At 61.0% G+C, this 15,629-nt stretch carries 11 protein-coding genes; 6 read left to right on the top strand and 5 right to left on the bottom strand.

The genetic code is table 11. From position 1 onward, the window contains the following. Positions 1-89: 89 nt before the first annotated feature. Entirely contained in the window at positions 90-1,733 is a 1,644-nt protein-coding gene (locus tag WKW77_RS34615; protein WP_340361414.1) for a UvrD-helicase domain-containing protein, read from the bottom strand. A gap of 151 nt (positions 1,734-1,884) precedes the next feature. On the opposite strand from WKW77_RS34615, the gene WKW77_RS34620 reads away from it, so the two are divergent. The 4 genes from WKW77_RS34620 to WKW77_RS34635 all read left to right on the top strand — a co-directional run bounded on the left by WKW77_RS34620 (position 1,885) and on the right by WKW77_RS34635 (position 6,825). Continuing rightward, entirely contained in the window at positions 1,885-2,751 is an 867-nt protein-coding gene (locus WKW77_RS34620) for a restriction endonuclease (protein ID WP_340361415.1), read from the top strand. Further along, positions 2,748-3,539 carry a PIN domain-containing protein gene (locus WKW77_RS34625; protein WP_340361416.1) on the top strand — a complete coding sequence of 264 codons (792 nt, stop codon included), beginning with the start codon at positions 2,748-2,750 and terminating at the stop codon, positions 3,537-3,539. Before WKW77_RS34620 ends, WKW77_RS34625 begins: the two co-directional genes overlap by 4 nt. Before the next feature lie 329 nt (positions 3,540-3,868). After that, positions 3,869-5,125, top strand: coding sequence for an SIR2 family protein (locus WKW77_RS34630; RefSeq protein ID WP_340361417.1), 1,257 nt, complete (start codon positions 3,869-3,871; stop codon positions 5,123-5,125). Positions 5,126-5,202: 77 nt separating this feature from the next. Continuing rightward, a complete protein-coding gene (locus WKW77_RS34635; protein WP_340361418.1) occupies positions 5,203-6,825 on the top strand; it encodes an ATP-binding protein in 1,623 nt (540 codons plus the stop codon). An 85-nt stretch (positions 6,826-6,910) separates the two neighbouring features. Here the strand turns inward: WKW77_RS34635 and WKW77_RS34640 are convergent, their stop codons facing one another. Next, entirely contained in the window at positions 6,911-7,321 is a 411-nt protein-coding gene (locus WKW77_RS34640) for a hypothetical protein (RefSeq protein WP_340361419.1), read from the bottom strand. A 117-nt stretch (positions 7,322-7,438) separates the two neighbouring features. On the opposite strand from WKW77_RS34640, the gene WKW77_RS34645 reads away from it, so the two are divergent. Beyond that, positions 7,439-11,029, top strand: coding sequence for a class I SAM-dependent DNA methyltransferase (locus tag WKW77_RS34645; RefSeq protein WP_340361420.1), 3,591 nt, complete (start codon positions 7,439-7,441; stop codon positions 11,027-11,029). Between the two features lie 708 nt (positions 11,030-11,737). Here the strand turns inward: WKW77_RS34645 and trxB are convergent. From trxB to WKW77_RS34660, 3 genes are all read right to left on the bottom strand, one after another. Then, complete coding sequence (gene trxB, locus WKW77_RS34650; protein WP_340361421.1) at positions 11,738-12,679, bottom strand: thioredoxin-disulfide reductase; 942 nt, start codon at positions 12,677-12,679, stop codon at positions 11,738-11,740. Between the two features lie 44 nt (positions 12,680-12,723). Continuing rightward, positions 12,724-13,476, bottom strand: a complete 753-nt coding sequence (locus tag WKW77_RS34655; protein WP_340361422.1) for a glutaredoxin domain-containing protein — start codon at positions 13,474-13,476, stop codon at positions 12,724-12,726. 61 nt (positions 13,477-13,537) lie between these two features. Further along, positions 13,538-14,509 (bottom strand): LysR substrate-binding domain-containing protein, encoded by a 972-nt coding sequence (locus WKW77_RS34660; protein ID WP_340361423.1) that lies wholly within the window; start codon positions 14,507-14,509, stop codon positions 13,538-13,540. Between the two features lie 122 nt (positions 14,510-14,631). On the opposite strand from WKW77_RS34660, the gene WKW77_RS34665 reads away from it, so the two are divergent. Beyond that, positions 14,632-15,522 carry a tripartite tricarboxylate transporter substrate-binding protein gene (locus tag WKW77_RS34665; RefSeq protein WP_340361424.1) on the top strand — a complete coding sequence of 297 codons (891 nt, stop codon included), beginning with the start codon at positions 14,632-14,634 and terminating at the stop codon, positions 15,520-15,522. Positions 15,523-15,629 lie beyond the last annotated feature (107 nt).

The following is a 15,629-nucleotide window of genomic DNA, read 5'->3' on the forward strand; positions in this document are numbered from 1 at the left end:
TACGATCAGCGTGAAATGCCGGCTACGTTCGTCTGAAACGCCGACTACGCTCGTTTGAAACGGCGGCTACGTTCGCCTGAAATGCCCGGCTACGATGGCCTGAAATACGCAGTGGTCTCCAGCAGGATCGTCCCATGCTGCTGGTGCAAGGCACGCTTCCAGGTCATGCCTTCCTTGTAGCCCACGAACGCCTTCGGGGGCTCGCCGCTTTCGTCCAAGGCCCAGTGCTCGAGGTAGGCTTTGGCGTCCGGCAAGTAGAAGTCCGGCCGGTACTGTCGGTAGTTCGCATCGGCGGTGTCGTGTTCGTAGTCCCCCTCATAGACGTATCGAACGCCGTTGTAGAAGAGCCAGTTGGCGAGCACCACTTCGCCCTGGCTTTTGACGACTTCCCCATTGAGCGTCCAGAAGCCTTCGCGGCGCGCCTCGCTGCTCCAAGCGTTGGGGTTTTCTTCTTCCTTGCCAAACTTTGGGAGGTCCTGCCAAAGCACAATGCGGTACAGATCCCACTGAACTCGGAATTCGGGATCGCGGTCTTTTAGGGCGTCAATCAGACCGACCAAGGTCTCCAGGTCCGTGCCGCTCTCCAGCCAGGGTGCGAGTGATGGCTTTCTACCAGTTGCTCTGCCGATGACATCAAGGCCGAAGGCGTGAAAGGTCTTCGCGACTACTTGATCAGCAGGTAGGCCCAAAGGTCCCAGCCTTGCACGGACGCGCTCGCGCAGTTCGGCTGCCGCGTCGGTGTTGAAGGCGAGAAGCAGCATGCGCTCGGGAGGAAAGTACCCGTGTCGAAGCGCGTAGCCGGCCTTGGCGACCATGGTGGAAGTCTTGCCCGAGCCGGCGGAGGCCACCAGGAGCACGCGATTGTCGAAGCACATCACCGCTTTGCGCTGCTCCTCAGTCAGTGGCGATTTCTCCACCTGATCAAAGAAATGTTGGTCCTTCTCTGCCGCCTGGATCGCGTGCCGCTCATTCGTTTCTTTGACGAACTCTTCAAAAGGGCGCTGCCACGTTTGCACCGCGTCCTGCACAGACAGTGGCTGGCGGGCCAAGTGACGCCGACCTGCCGTGGAATCCAGTATCGAGTTTGGGAACCAGGGCTTCGAACTCTCCATGCGCTGTGCAAATTCGAGACCGAGCCACCCGCGGCGAGCGATCTGTCGCCGGCAGGCTTGCGTGGTGGCGTGCACCCAATCCGCTATCTGATCGCATTGGCGCTTCGCCGCAATGGCTGCGGCGACTGCGTGTACACACTGCTTCGCGTTGTTTTTGGAGATTCCACCCAGTTGCAACTTCTTCCCATCGGGCAAGGGGATGATGAGCCTGGCCCAGAACACGCCGGCCTTGATCGGTAGGCCCTCCAACTCGTCGACGTCCATTTGGGTTGTCTCACCGTTCACCGCGAGATGGACGCGCCCGCCGTCCAACTCGAGCGCCCAGTCGGGTGCACGGGTGAGCAACTTGCCCAACGTGGACGGCTTCCAGGTAGTCGTCATCACCTGTGAACGCATTAGCAAAACGACTGAGCACCTCCCGCTCGGCCGATACGGTGCTAGCTCCAGTCGGCCTTCTGGACCGTACCTGAAGCGTCGTCTCCGATTGCACACAGCGCGAGGGGCTGCGATCTTCAGTGTAGACGCCGATCTCGATAGCTGCGACTGGGCCGCCCCACGGGGGCTCTCAGATGACGGCGCTTGCCCTGAGACCCAACGACGCGTTGGAAACCGAATCCGCATGCCATCGTGCCGTCGCCACCGGAGACGAACCTTGGGCTGTCACGTCGCGCGCGAGCCACAGTCGACTGTGAAGTATTTCCCAGTTGACCTCCAACAGGGCGCCTGCGCCAGCTGCTCCCTAGCAGAATTGGCCCAAACAACGGAATTGCCCATGGCCCGCCGCAAGAAGTCCAGTCCTGCAGAAGACCTCATCGATCTGGTTGCACTGCTCCCTTGGTATGTGGGCGTCGTCCTGGCGGTTGTCGCCTACGTCGTGCTTCATCGCATTGCAATGGCACCGCTGGTGGCGTTCAAGCCAGGTGACGTCAGCGGCGCCATGGTCGGCGGTGTCGGGCGAGGCCTCGCCTCGGTGGGTCAGTACATCCTGCCGCTCCTGTGCCTCGCCGGCGCTGCAATCTCGGCCTGGCGACGCCGCACGCGAATCTCCTTGCTAGACAGTGCGACGCGCTCGGATGCCCCCAGCGTGCTGAACGGCATGAGTTGGCGCGAATTCGAGATGCTTGTGGGCGAAAGTTTCCGGCTCCAGGGCTATGCCGTTGAGGAGAACCACACCCCGGGCCCAGACGACGGTGTCGATCTGGTGCTCCGAAAGAGCGGAGAGCGCTACCTTGTGCAGTGCAAGCAATGGCGGGCCTTAAAGGTTGGCGTGCCTGTGGTGCGGGAACTGTACGGCGCGATGGCGGCCATGGGAGCCGCGGGCGGGTTCGTCGTCACCTCCGGTCAGTTCACCTCCGAGGCGCAGGAGTTCGCGAACGGACGCAACCTCCGTTTGATTGATGGGGCCAAGCTGCACCATCTCCTCAGACAAGCCGAGGCGGCCAAGAGCACGGGACAACCGAAACCCGAGCGAAGTGCAGAGCGCGCCCCAGGCTCGGACACCGGTTCGGCGAATGCACCTGCGCCAAGCTGCCCCAAGTGTGCACAGACGATGGTGCGTCGCACCGCGAAGAAGGGTGCCAACGCTGGCCAACAATTCTGGGGCTGCTCGGACTACCCGCGCTGCCGCGGCACCGCGTGACCACGACGGCCAAGGTCCACTTGCTGGTGGATCTGGAAAATGTCCAGCCGTCCCCCGGCGATGTGGAGGCGTGGCTCGGCGGTGCAGGCCAGGCATGGGTCTTCTATGGCCCGCATCAACTCAAGCGCAAGGCCGATTTCGAGGTCAAGAGCCCACGCTCGACGCTCATCCCCATCTCGCGATCGGGATCGAACTCCCTGGACTTTCACCTGGTGTTCTACCTTGGCTATCTCGCCGCCAAGCACCCCCAGGGGCGCTTTGTGGTGCTGGCCAAGGACTCCGGCTACGACCCGCCGATCGCACACGCCCGAACGCTGGCGTTCTCCATCCAGCGCATGAAGGCACTGCCGGCCACAGTGACCAAGAAGGCGACGACAGGTGGGGCGGCCACAAGCACTGTGCCTTCCAAGCCTCCCACACCCGCACCGATCAAACAGGGCAAGCAAGGCAAGCCAGTGGCAGTTCCCAAAAAGAAGGCGGCAAGTAGCGCAAAGCCGGCAAGGCAGCAGGCGGCGGCTGCAAGCAGCAAGGCGTCGCCGCCACCGGGACCAGCTGTCAAGAAGAAGTCTAGCGAAAAGCCGCCGATCGCGATGTACCGGGACTTGTTGAAGGATCTGGGGGCGGCCAATCGCCCCAAGAGCCTGTCGGCGCTCAAGCACCACATCCAGACGAAATTCGGCCCCGCGCCGGTCCCGCAGAAGGTGCAAGGGATGATCGACCGTTTGCTCACCAGCGATGTGATTCACTTGGCCAACGACAAGTTGGGATACGGTCCGCCAAAAGCCTGAGGCCGGCTGGGCAGCGACGGGAGGCCCCACTCGGCGTGTCCGCGTACTCCGTGAGCCGCAGCTGCGACTTTCAGCGTCGGCAATGGCCGCAGATCGGCAGGAAGCGGTCGACAAGACAGGCACCGCTGAAGGTCGGCTCTCGTTGCAGTCGTGCCGAAGCAGCCCGACAACGACACACAAGCTATGAAGGGCTTTTTGCTAGCGTCCCGTTCTTGTCACGCCGAGCAGGCCGCCCTCAACAGTAGATCCGGACGAGTACAGAGTCCCCCGACACTCATTGCACAATCGGGCCCAATCTAAGCAGAAGCGGGCCAACAGCCCGTCCCCCTATGCAAGTTTTGAGCTCAAAGACCATCGGCCAATGGCTGGCCATGCTTCCACCCGCTGCCCCTGGCGCGGGCGGCGCAGCCGCGCCTGGTGCACCTGTTACCGAAGACCCCGCGAAGGCGGAGGCAAAGCGCGCGCTTTCAGACATCATGCGCTGCACCAACCTGGTTGTACTTGCCGGCCTGGGCACGTCGCTTTGCGTGCAGCCTTCCGTAGCCAACGGACCGAAGGCGCCCACCATGTGGGACCTCTGGCAACAGATTAGCGCCAAGCAGGATGCAGCAGCGGCTGCGGCCGTCAATCCAAACGGCCAGAACTTCCAGCAGCTTCTAGCGTTGGTGGGACACCCTCCCGCCAAGACCGACATCGAGGCGTTGATGTCGCGGTGCCGCCTGGCGGAATCGTTCCTGACCGGTGCTTCGAAAGAGGCGGTGACGCAGTTTGTAGCCCTCGCCGAGGCCCACATCATGGCCGCCACCAACTTCGTGGCGCAGAACCACCCCTTGCCAGTACACGCCGAGTTTCTGCGGCGCGCTGCACGCCGACCTCAACGCAAGTCGCGGATGAAGGTGTTCACCACCAACTATGACCGTTGCTACGAGGAAGCAGGTAGACAGGGCCGCTACGTTGTAGTTGACGGCTTCTCGCAAACGGTCCCACCAACCTTCGATGCTGTCCACTTCAGCTACGAGACCGTTCGGCGACTGGATGACACCGAATCCTTCGATCCTATTCCCAACTGCTTCCACCTGTACAAGCTTCATGGCTCAGTCGATTGGCAGCGGCAGGAGCCCTCAGGCGAAATCACGAAATGGACGATTGGCGGCAAGCCGGTGCTGATCTATCCGCGGAACTCAAAGTACGAGCTGGCGTTTGAGCAGCCCTACCTTGAGATGATCGGCGCGTTCCAGACGGCAGTCCGTGCGGCGGACACCGGGCTGCTGGTCGTCGGCTTCGGCTTCAACGACAACCACCTGGCTGAACCCATCATGTCTGCCATTCGGTCCAACCTGTCGTTGAAGATTGTGGTCGTAAGCCCGGGTCTCGCACCCTGGAACGACGGGCAGCAGCAGAAGCCTGGCGAATGCCAGTCGAACAAGTATCTGGGCCAACTGAAGAGCCTTGCGGACGCCGGCGATGCCCGGATTACGCTGCTCAACTGTGGATTCGAGGAAATGGTGCAGTACGTGCCCGACCTCGCCGCGGAGACCGACCTTGAGCGACATGTGGCGCGGCTGCGCAGCATCGGAGCAGCATGAGCAGGCTCGCCGTATCCCCTTTTGATAGGCAACGGTACGTCGGGTCTGTGTGCACTGTCCGACCGGCTTCTGTCGAAGTGAATTTGCCGTTCGCTCCACATCCAGGGAGCACCCACGTCGCCGGCTACCTGCTTCAACGCGGGCAGGTCGGGGAGTTCGTCATCATTGAAGGCGAGGAGCACGCGGTGCTCGGTCGCCTGATCGAAACTCGGCTGCCTGAGCGCGACCGTTTGACTGTCGAACCAACACACGAGAGCGAGGATCGCCCAAATCCCCTTGGGGTGGTTCAGCTCCTCACCGCAGTCGACCTCGAATCCGGCATGCCATTGCGAGGTGTACCTGTGTCGCCTCGAATCGGCCAACATGTCTTCTCGGCACATCCATTGGTCGTCAAGCAAGTGGTCGAAGCTGGCACAACCCCGGAAGCCAAGCGAATCAACTTAGCCACTTTTCCCCATGCCCGGGACACCATGGTGTCGCTCACGCCGGGTCAGCTCCTTGGTCGGCACTGTGCGGTACTTGGTGCTACCGGCGGCGGGAAGAGCTGGACCTTGGCACTTCTCGTTGAGGAGATTTCGCGGCTCGGTGGCAAGGCGATTTTGTTTGACGCCACAGGGGAGTTCCAGACTCAGATCGGCCCTGGGATCACACATGTTCACCTTGGTGGACGCAAGGAGAATGCAAACGACCCACGACGTTTTCTCAGCTTCCCGTACTGGGAGTTGACGGAGTCTGACCTGTTCGTCCTCCTGCGTCCGAGTCCTGGTGTGCAGGCACCCAAGCTGAAGGAAGCACTTCGAAGTCTGAAGATCGCGCAGCTGGTGCCAGGCTTGGCGGTGAATGGTTTGATTCGCAAAGCCGGTAACGCTCGGCAGCATTTCGAGGCCGCTTGCGTGCACCACGCGTTGGCGCTGAGGCGCCCAGGCACATTCTTCGACGTCGAGCAACTTTCAAACCAGATATGGGAAGAGTGCGTCTGGCCGTCGGGCTTCAACGCCGCTCAGGCCGGAAACTGGGGCGGCGCCAACGCCAATGAACAGTCCGCATGTGCCACGCTCATGTCTCGGGTTGAGAGTGAGCTTGCCTCGCCCAACTTGGAGTGCCTGTTCGCGCCTGCTGGTCTCGACCCCCTGCCAGACGTAGTGGAAGCCTTCTTGGCAGACCCAACTCAGCGAGTGCTCCGCATCAGCTTGGAGCTCCTTTCCTTCGAACACAACGCCCGCGAAGTCGTTGCGAACGCCGTCGGACGCTATCTGCTCGGCCTTGCTCGTGAGGGGCGATTCCTGGCAATGCCCGTAGTGACGCTGCTCGACGAGGCCCACCAATTTTTGGATAAGTCGGTCGGCGACGAGTTCTCGAAGACAGACCTGGATGCTTTCGGGTTGATTGCCAAGGAGGGCCGTAAGTATTCGCTGACCTGCGTGCTGGCGACGCAGCGGCCACGGGACATTCCCGAGGACGTGCTGAGTCAGATGGGCATGTTCATTGTCCACAGGCTCATCAACGAGCGGGATCGGAACGTCGTGGAGAAGGCCTGTGGCGACCTTGATGCCTCTGCAGCTTCATTTCTTCCCACATTGGGCCAAGGCGAAGCCATGGTTGTTGGAGTGAGTTCGCCGATGCCACTGCCTATTGCCATCAATCGGCCAATGCGGCCCCCATCTTCCAGGTCTGCAGACTACGAAAACTTGTGGGGCTAATAGGTCAATGTTGCGCCGGCCGCCGAAGTCACAGTCGGCTCACGCTGCTTACCGAGAGTTGGTGACCGTAACAGGCGCGGTTTCGTCAATCGCGTTGAACGTCAGGTCTGCCTGGCCCTGAACAGCTGCTGTCCAGCGGGAAGCGGTCGAATGGCCGATCTGGTTGTACTGCGGGTTCCCCTTGCTGTCCTTGACGATGGCTCCACAGCATGAACTCGTGCGAGTAGTCCGCCAGGTATCGCCGGGCGTAGGCGATGTCCTGGGTGAACTTCTCTACCAGCTTGTTGACGTTGTTAGGTCTCTTGTCCTTGACGTACTGCAGCCCCGTCGTAAGGTGAATGGCCACCTCGCAGATGTACACCTTCTTTTCCCTGAGGTTGATCCCCACGACGTCAATCTCCCCCTGGACGTCGACGGTGTATAGATTCGTCTGGATGAAGTCGCACTTGCGGATGTACCTGAGGTACGAAGAGACTAACTGCTCGCCAACGTTCATGGGTTCCTCACATTTCAGGCGGATTCTCAGCAAGGTGGCGGCCTGGCAGCCCAGCTGCCGCCAACCTGGCAAATTGCCGCGAACCGGGCGACCCTTGCACCTATGATGCGCGGCATCATGAGCAGCACCCTGACAGCCACTCGGCCAAACGAAAACCCCACTCCTAGCCAGACCGACGATGCGGCCGCCTTAGCGTTCATTCAGCGCTGGCGTGGGGTCACTGCCTCCGAGTTGTCGACAGCACAGAGCTTCGTCATCGAGCTGTGCTGCCTCCTGGACGTGCCTCCTCCGCACCCCACTCCGGAGCAGGACTACATGTTCGAGCGACCGCTCACGTTCCAGCACGGCGACGGCAGCACCAGCCCCGGTCGGGTGGACTGCTACAAGCGCGGTCACTTCGTCTGGGAAAGCAAGAAGCTCAAGCAGGGTGTGGCGCTCCAAGCCAAGGGCACGACCACTAAGGCGTTCGACGATGCCTTGCTTCGCGCCCGGCAGCAGGCGGAAGACTATGCTCGTGCCCTTCCAGCCTCGGAGGGGCGCCCGCCCTTCGTTGCGGTGCTCGATGTAGGTCACGTCATTGAGCTGTATGCAGAGTTCACACGGTCTGGGGGCACATATGTCCCGTTTCCTGATCCTCGCAGCCATCGAATTGGCTTGAACCAACTTGTTGACCCTGCGATTCGGGCGCGCTTGCGCGCGCTATGGGTCGACCCGATGAGCCTCGACCCCTCGCGGGTCAGTGCGAGGGTGACCCGCGAAGTCGCGGCGGAGCTTGCAGAACTGGCGAAAAGCCTGGAGGCCGCGGGGAATGCACCCCACCACGTTGCGGCCTTCCTGACGCGGAGTCTGTTCAGCATGTTCGCTGAAGACGTGGGGCTATTGCCAACATCAGGGCAAGAAGGTGTAGGCAGCTTCGTCCATTTGCTGAGGACGTATCGCGAGCAGCCCGCCACTCTGGTGAAAATGTTGAAGGTCTTCTGGGCCGGCATGGACCAGGGTGGCTTCAATGCTGCCATCGCCAAGGACGTCCTGCGCTTCAACGGCAAGCTGTTTAAGGGTCCGGAATCCGCGGGCTATGCGCTGGAGCTCAGTCCCAAGCAAATCGACGGGTTGCTTCGCGCGGCCCTTGCGAACTGGCAAGAGGTCGAGCCGGCCATTTTCGGCACCCTCCTTGAGCGCGCGCTGGACCCTACCGAGCGGCACTCCCTGGGGGCGCACTACACGCCTCGCGCGTACGTCGAGCGCCTTGTGCTCCCGACGGTGGTCGAGCCTCTTCGCAGCGACTGGGTCAACGTCCAGTCTGCCGCGGTGCTGCTGGCCCGCGAAGCGGGCGAGCTGGAAGGAAAGAAGCGCGAAGCCAAGCTCGAGGAAGCTCGTGACGTCGTTCGCCAGTTCCACCACAAGCTGTGCACTTTGCGTGTTTTGGACCCCGCCTGCGGAAGCGGTAACTTCCTCTATGTAACGCTTGAACACCTCAAGCGCCTGGAAGGGGAAGTTCTAAACCAGCTCGAGGCGCTAGGCGACACCCAAAACCGCCTGGGACTTGAAGGCGAGACGGTGACGCTGCAACAGCTCCGCGGCATCGAGCTCAATGAGCGCGCTGCGGCCCTCGCCGAGTTGGTGCTCTGGATCGGCTGGCTGCAATGGCACGTGCGCACCAAGGGACTGAGTGGCGTGGCCGAGCCTGTGGTGCACGACTACGGGAACATCGAGCACCGGGATGCCTTACTGGCGTACGACCGCACAGAAGTCGCGAGAGATGGCTCAGGCCAAGCCATCACGCGTTGGGACGGTGTGACGTTCAAGAAGCACCCGGCGACCGGAGAGGATGTCCCCGATGAATCCGCACAGGTTCCCCAGCGAATCTACGTGAATGCGCGGCCTGCAGATTGGCCGGCAGCGGATTTCATCGTCGGCAATCCGCCCTTCATCGGCAACAAGCGCATGAGGGGAGCGTTGGGCGATGGATACGTTGAAGCGCTTCGTGGCGCATGGACCGACATGCCCGATACGGCGGACTTTGTGATGTTCTGGTGGGAGCGCGCCGCGGAGGCCACCCGCCAAGGTGCGACCCGGCAGTTCGGCTTCATCACGACGAACAGCCTGAAGCAGGTCTTCAATCGAAAGGTTGTGGATCGCCACCTATCAGCAAAGCCGCCCTTGGGGCTGCGCTTCGCAATCGCCGACCACCCCTGGGTCGACAGCGCAAACGGTGCGGCGGTGCGCATCGCGATGAGCGTCGGCGGCCTTGGTGCCGTCGACGGCACCGTGCTCTCGGTAGCAGCCGAGGAGGTTCAGGAGGAGGGCGATTCCGTCGTCAACTTTAAGACCGCGACGGGAATGATCCATTCGGACTTGGCTGTCGGAGCGAACGTCGCCTCAGCCAAGAAGCTGATGGCGAACAGCGGCATCTGCTTCCAAGGCTTTGTGCTTGTCGGGGAAGGCTTTGTCATTGATGACGAGCAGCGAGAACGGATTGCCGCGGCCGCGCCGAGCGAATTGACGGCCATCCGGCCGTGGAAGAACGGACGAGACCTGTCGCAGGGCAGTCGCGGCCATTCGGTCATCGACCTCTTCCCGTTGACGGAGGAAGGGTCGCGAGCGCGTTACCCTCACCTCTACCAGCATCTCCTGGATCGTGTGAAGCCTCACCGTGACCAGGTTGCGCGAAGGAACCATCGGGAGCGGTGGTGGATTTGGGGTGAAGCCCGACCTGGACTTCGGGCTGCCACGGCGGGCCTGTCGCGCATCATCGTGACGAACTTCGCGGCAAAACACAGATACTTTGTCTTCGAATCGCCGGCGACGGCGCTGGATCACAACATGTACCTGATTGGGGCTGACGACGCCATCGTTCTTGGCGTGTTGTCCTCCCAGCTTCACGTGCAGTGGATGTTGAGGGCCGGCAGCACGTTGGAAGACCGACCAACCTGGATCAATTCGACGTGCTTCCTTCCTTTCCCGTTCCCGCATGAAGACACGGGTCTCACCCCCCCAATAGCAGAACGGATTCGCGGAATCGCCGAACAGCTGGACGCCCACCGGAAAAGGCAGCAGCTTGCACACGAGGAGGTCACTCTCACCGGCATGTACAACGTGCTGTTCAAGCTGCGCAGAGGCGAGGCTCTCACCGCGAAAGAGAAGAAGCTCCATGAGTTGGGTCTCGTAAGCTTGCTGCAAACCTGGCATGAGGAGCTCGACGCTGCAGTTCTCGCCGCCTATGGCTGGAGTGACATGGGCGCCGTGCCTTGGCAAGACCAGATTGCACTTGAAGCTTGGATCGAAACCTTGCTGGACCGGCTTGTGAAGCTCAATGCGTTGCGCTCCAGCGAAGAAGCTGCGGGCAATGTTCGATGGTTGCGCCCCAACTTCCAGGACCCCGATCAGCGCGAACTGGTCGTTGCATCTCAGCCAGCCGCTGTTGTCGAGGCCACGACGGCCCCCGAGGAGAGCAGCGAGCCTCTCGAGGAGGGGCCAGCGCCTGTCGCCTCTGTTTCGATCCTGGCGCAGCCGTGGCCGCATCAGTTGCCCGAGCAGGTGCGTGCGGTGGCGGACTTGCTTGCCAGCAGCCCCGCACCATTGGACTTGTCGAGCATCGAGAGTGCCTTCAAGGGCAAAGGCCCGTGGAAGAAGGGCCTGCCACGCATCTTGGACACGCTCGAAGCCGTCGGACGCGCTCGGCAGACCGAGGGCGGCTGGCGCGGGTAGCTGCGCATTCGGTCCGGTCTTAGGGAACCAGCCATCAGCCTGTCGGCATTTCGGGCCGCGGCTCAACTACTCAACTCGACGATTTCAAGGGATTGCTAACGCCTCATGCGCCGCATGCTCACCGAATAGCCATCGAAGTTCAGGTCGTACCGGATAGCAGGAGGCGAAGGCTTTGCGTCTGGCGCCTCAGCCGCGGTCGACGGCAGTAGAGGAGATACAGAGCGTGGCTCGTGTAGATCACGCCGGTCGCGTTGCTCTGTACCGACCTCGCCGCGAACGTGAGCGGCGTCTCAGGCACGGGGACAAGGAACTCTGTCGATGGCACATGCTCGTCATCGTGAACCCAGAAAAAAAAGGAGCGTATGAGGGTCGGCAGAGTGCCACCTTGCAGTCATCCACAGCCACCGGGTTGTAGGACTGCTTTCGCTGCAGATCGGCATTCCCCGGTCTGCCTTTCGACGGCAATTCCGGGCCCCGTTCCAGCCGTTGGGCGCACGACGGAGGAAGACTGCATGCGGCCAACCAGCAGTCATTGCGGCGTTCAATGCCGTTCGCTTCCCAGCACAGTCAAAGGTGGATGAACGCATCGCAGTAAGCCGTCGGCAAGCCATCGTAGACCCTACCGGCCTGTTCGAGGAACTCATGGATCCCCGTCACCAGCAGCGCAAGTTCCGCTTTTGACGGTGATGCGTTTCGCCGGGAGGCGGTCTAAGAGTCCAGATACCTTTGAGCATCCAAGGCAGCCATGCAGCCGCTGCCCGCACTGGTAATAGCCTGCCTGTAGATATGGTCCTGTACATCGCCAGCAGCGAACACGCCGGGAACGCTTGTCATGGTGGAATAGCCGTCCGTGCCAGACTTCGTCTTGATGTACCCCTCCGCCATTGAGAGTTGCTCCGTGAAGAGCGTCGTGTTGGGTTGATGGCCGATGGCGATGAAGCATCCGCTCACCTCAACCGTCTCCCTGGAGTCGCGCACGTGGTTGCGCAATTGCACTCCAGTTACGCCACAGTCGTCACCCACCACCTTCTCGATGACGCAGTTGGTCCTCAGTTCGATCTTCCCGTCTTCGATCCTTCTCCGAAGACGGTCGAGAAGGATCGGCTCAGCCCGGAATTTCTCGCTCCGGTGGACCAGCGTGACCTTCCTGGCTATGTTGGACATGTAAAGGGCTTCCTCCACCGCACTGTTTCCCCCGCCCACGACGCACACGTCTTGATCCACGAAGAAAAACCCGTCGCATGTTGCGCATCCCGAGACGCCACGGCCAAGGAACTCAGCCTCTGATGGAAGTCCGAGATACTTTGCCGAGGCACCCGTGGCAATGATGAGCGCGTCACATGAGTAGCGGCCAGCCTGCCCTTGGAGCACGAACGGGCGACTAGCAAGTTCGACGTTGACGATGTGATCTCTCACAACATGGGTGTTGAAGCGCTCTGCATGCTTCAGGAAGCGCGCCATCAGGTCCGGCCCCATGACCCCTTGCACGTCAGCCGGCCAGTTCTCTACGTCCGTGGTCGTAGTGAGCTGCCCACCCTGGACCTCCCCAGTGATGAGCGTTGGGGACAGATTCGCCCTCGCCGCATAGATGGCAGCGGTGTATCCCGCTGGGCCCGAGCCGAGAATTATCAGTTTGGAATGATCAGCCATTTGACGCTCCAAGGGAGTTTTCACAAGGCGACCTTTTCGACCCGCTACTCCCACAGGCCTTTCGGCATCGGCAAACCTTCCAGAACCTCGTCTGTCAATGGTTTCTCGATAGGCAGGCCGTTTTCCTTGCTCCACCAGAGCAGCTGGCGGGTGTGCTGCGCGGTGTGCCAGACTGAGCGCTCCAAGAAGGAGTGCATGGGATGAACCCCATAGAACATCTTCAACGGGCGCTTGCAGCTTCGGTCTTCGAGGGCATCCCACCACTGAGAGACGCCCTTCCTCTGCTCATCCGCATAGGCAAGAATGCCCACCGTGTCGAGCTCTGGCGGCGCATCCACATTCGCCACCACGGTCCAGTCCTCCAGGCCGTCATTGACCACCTGCAAATAGGCGTCGGGCACTTGGAAGATGTGATATGCCACGTCCCGAACGGTGCGAGCTCGTGGGGGCGCTGGCAGCTTCTCCAGCATTTCGGCCGGAATGTTGGCGATTGCTAGGCGGGCAATCTCCATGATTTCCTTCCAGCGCGCGACGAGGACGTCGGGCGGCAGCACGTCCACGGCGTGCTCGATACCTACGAACTTTGCGACGTCATCAAGCGACTGTGCAAACGTGAACTCCCGACCGCGAACAACTACGGGAATCGATCGAGCGCCGAGCGAGGCCAAGAACTTCATCGCTGCGGGGTCTGAAGCGACATTGATCGACTCGAAAGGAACGCCCTTTCGAGTCAGAAATTCCTTGACCCTGACACAGCTTGAGCACCCTGTTGTCCAATAAACGCTGATTGCTTCCATGACGTGGCTTTTCTTGAGTGGTGATGGCTCCACTCTAAAAAGTCCAGCGCAACAGCGCTATTCAAGTTGCAGAGGGGGGCTTCGCTGAAGTCGATGGCGCGTCGCCTATGCGGCGGATACCTTCCCACCCGCCTTGATCCAATGCTTGGTTGATGACGTCCTCCAGCAACTGGTAGACGGCGGTCGCCGTAGCGCCAAGCGGAAGATGCTCCGATGTACACAGCACTACGTTTCGGGAAAGCTCCAGAGGATTGATGACTAGGCGATGAGCAGCTTGCTTGCGGAAATGCCTCTGGAGAGCGGATGCGGGCAGCAGCGTATGGGCGTACCCGGCTTCAACGACATCCACGAGCGTCCTGAGGGAGTCAACCTCGGCGACCGGTTCCAGAGAAAGACCGTGCGTGGCAAACTCGGATTCCACAAGGCGCCGCATCCCCGTTTGACGGCTCGAAAGAACCAGCGGGTATTCAGCCACCTCGGATACCGACATCGGACGATCAATCGCTCTGACTGTCGACTTTGCGGGGGACACCAGGTATATCTTCTCGTTGAAGAGAGGCTGCTCGAGGATGCCAGGCGACGTCTCGAACTGGTATGTGACGGTCATGTCGAGCCTGCCCTGCAGCACCATCTCTTTCAACAGGTAGCTCATGCCCTCGGCCAGATGGAGTCGGACCGAGGGAAGTCGCTCTCGCGCTGCGGCCAACAAATCGATTGCAAGGAGATCCTGAACGACCACCGGTAGGCCGAGAGATGCGGGTCCGCTGACCTCAGCGGCCGACCGCTCCACGTCGAGCGCAGCGCGTTCTACCTGACGCAGAATTGCGACTGCATGGTTGTAGAGAGTCTGGCCGGCCTTCGTCGGGAAAACCCCAGTAGAGCGTCTGACCAGAAGCTTCTGCCGCAGCCGGGTTTCAAGGTTCGAGATCTGCAAGCTGAGCGCCGATTGGGCCACATGTAGTTCTACCGAGGCCCGCGACATGCTGCGTTGCTCGACGATCTTGACGAAGTACTTGAGTTGTCGAAGGTCCATGATGCTCTATACAACGCAATGGTTGGAAACCATCTTCTGTTTCGATCCCCGCATCTGTCGATTGAATAGCGGGCACCAACGGCGAGTCAGATACTGAGGCCCTTACTATTCCAAGGCCACAGATGAGACAAGATCCCCTGTTCCGCCGGCGCACGCTGATCGCAGCCTTGGCTGCTGCCTCCGGATTGTGCGTCCTGCCAGCGTACTCCCAGAACCCCAAAGCGCTTCGCCTAGTGGTTCCTTATCCGCCGGGGGGAGCGGTCGATGCTCTGGCTAGAGTGCTTGCGGACAAACTGCCGTCGTCGCTGCAAGGCAGGACCGTCATCGTTGACAACCGCCCCGGCGCCGGCGGCAACATTGCTGCCGGCGTTGTCGCCAAGTCCGATCCCGATGGCAGCAGTGTGCTGGTCACGTCGAACAACCACACCATCAACCTTGCGCTGTACCAGAAGCCAGGCTATACCCTTGAGGAGTTTGAGCCGATTGCCCAGATAGGGGTGACAGGCTTTGCGATCGTTGCTCATCCTTCAACCAAGTTCAGAACGCTCGCCGACATGTTGAGCGCGGCGCGAGCGAAACCGGACGCAATCTCCTTCGGTACCGGCGGGAATGGACATCCTGCACACCTCGCTACTGAATTGTTGAAGGATCGTGCCAAGGTGTCCATGCAGCATGTCCCTTACAAGGGATCTGGGCCGCTCACGGCTGACCTCGTTGGCGGGCAGTTGCCTGTTGGCGTTATCTCCGTCGTCGCAGCCCAACCCTTCATACTTTCTGGACAATTAGTCGGGCTAGCCGTGACGACGAAGGAACGGTGGCCGGACTTGCCGAACGTGCCAACCGTCGAGGAGTCAGGGTTCCCGAACTACGAGTACAGCGCATGGATGGGAGTGCTTGGGCGCAAGGGCATGCCGGAAGCGGAAGTCGCGGAGCTCGAGCGTCAATTGCTCGCGATCGCCGCGGCTGATGAAGTGCGCGCAAGGTTATACAAGCAGGGCATCGTTCAAGCGTAAGCGGATGGCCGTACCCAGGTCCTCATTGACACGTGACGCCTGCTCTTTGAGGAGTCCGGAGGACGTTCAGGCGGCGGGTTGCCAGCGATGAGGCAGGAGTTCGTCGA

Source organism: Variovorax ureilyticus (genome assembly GCF_037889935.1).
Classification (GTDB): Bacteria; Pseudomonadota; Gammaproteobacteria; order Burkholderiales; family Burkholderiaceae_C; genus Variovorax; species Variovorax ureilyticus.

What these genes read in the sequence shown, in the direction of transcription:
- WKW77_RS34615 (WP_340361414.1), bottom strand. Translation starts at nt 1,733, where the DNA reads ATGCGGATTCGGTTTCCAACGCGTCGTTGGGTCTCAGGGCAAGCGCCG.
- WKW77_RS34620 (WP_340361415.1), top strand. Translation starts at nt 1,885, where the DNA reads ATGGCCCGCCGCAAGAAGTCCAGTCCTGCAGAAGACCTCATCGATCTG.
- WKW77_RS34630 (WP_340361417.1), top strand. Translation starts at nt 3,869, where the DNA reads ATGCAAGTTTTGAGCTCAAAGACCATCGGCCAATGGCTGGCCATGCTT.
- WKW77_RS34640 (WP_340361419.1), bottom strand. Translation starts at nt 7,321, where the DNA reads ATGAACGTTGGCGAGCAGTTAGTCTCTTCGTACCTCAGGTACATCCGC.
- WKW77_RS34645 (WP_340361420.1), top strand. Translation starts at nt 7,439, where the DNA reads ATGAGCAGCACCCTGACAGCCACTCGGCCAAACGAAAACCCCACTCCT.
- trxB (WP_340361421.1), bottom strand. Translation starts at nt 12,679, where the DNA reads ATGGCTGATCATTCCAAACTGATAATTCTCGGCTCGGGCCCAGCGGGA.
- WKW77_RS34655 (WP_340361422.1), bottom strand. Translation starts at nt 13,476, where the DNA reads ATGGAAGCAATCAGCGTTTATTGGACAACAGGGTGCTCAAGCTGTGTC.
- WKW77_RS34660 (WP_340361423.1), bottom strand. Translation starts at nt 14,509, where the DNA reads ATGGACCTTCGACAACTCAAGTACTTCGTCAAGATCGTCGAGCAACGC.
- WKW77_RS34665 (WP_340361424.1), top strand. Translation starts at nt 14,632, where the DNA reads ATGAGACAAGATCCCCTGTTCCGCCGGCGCACGCTGATCGCAGCCTTG.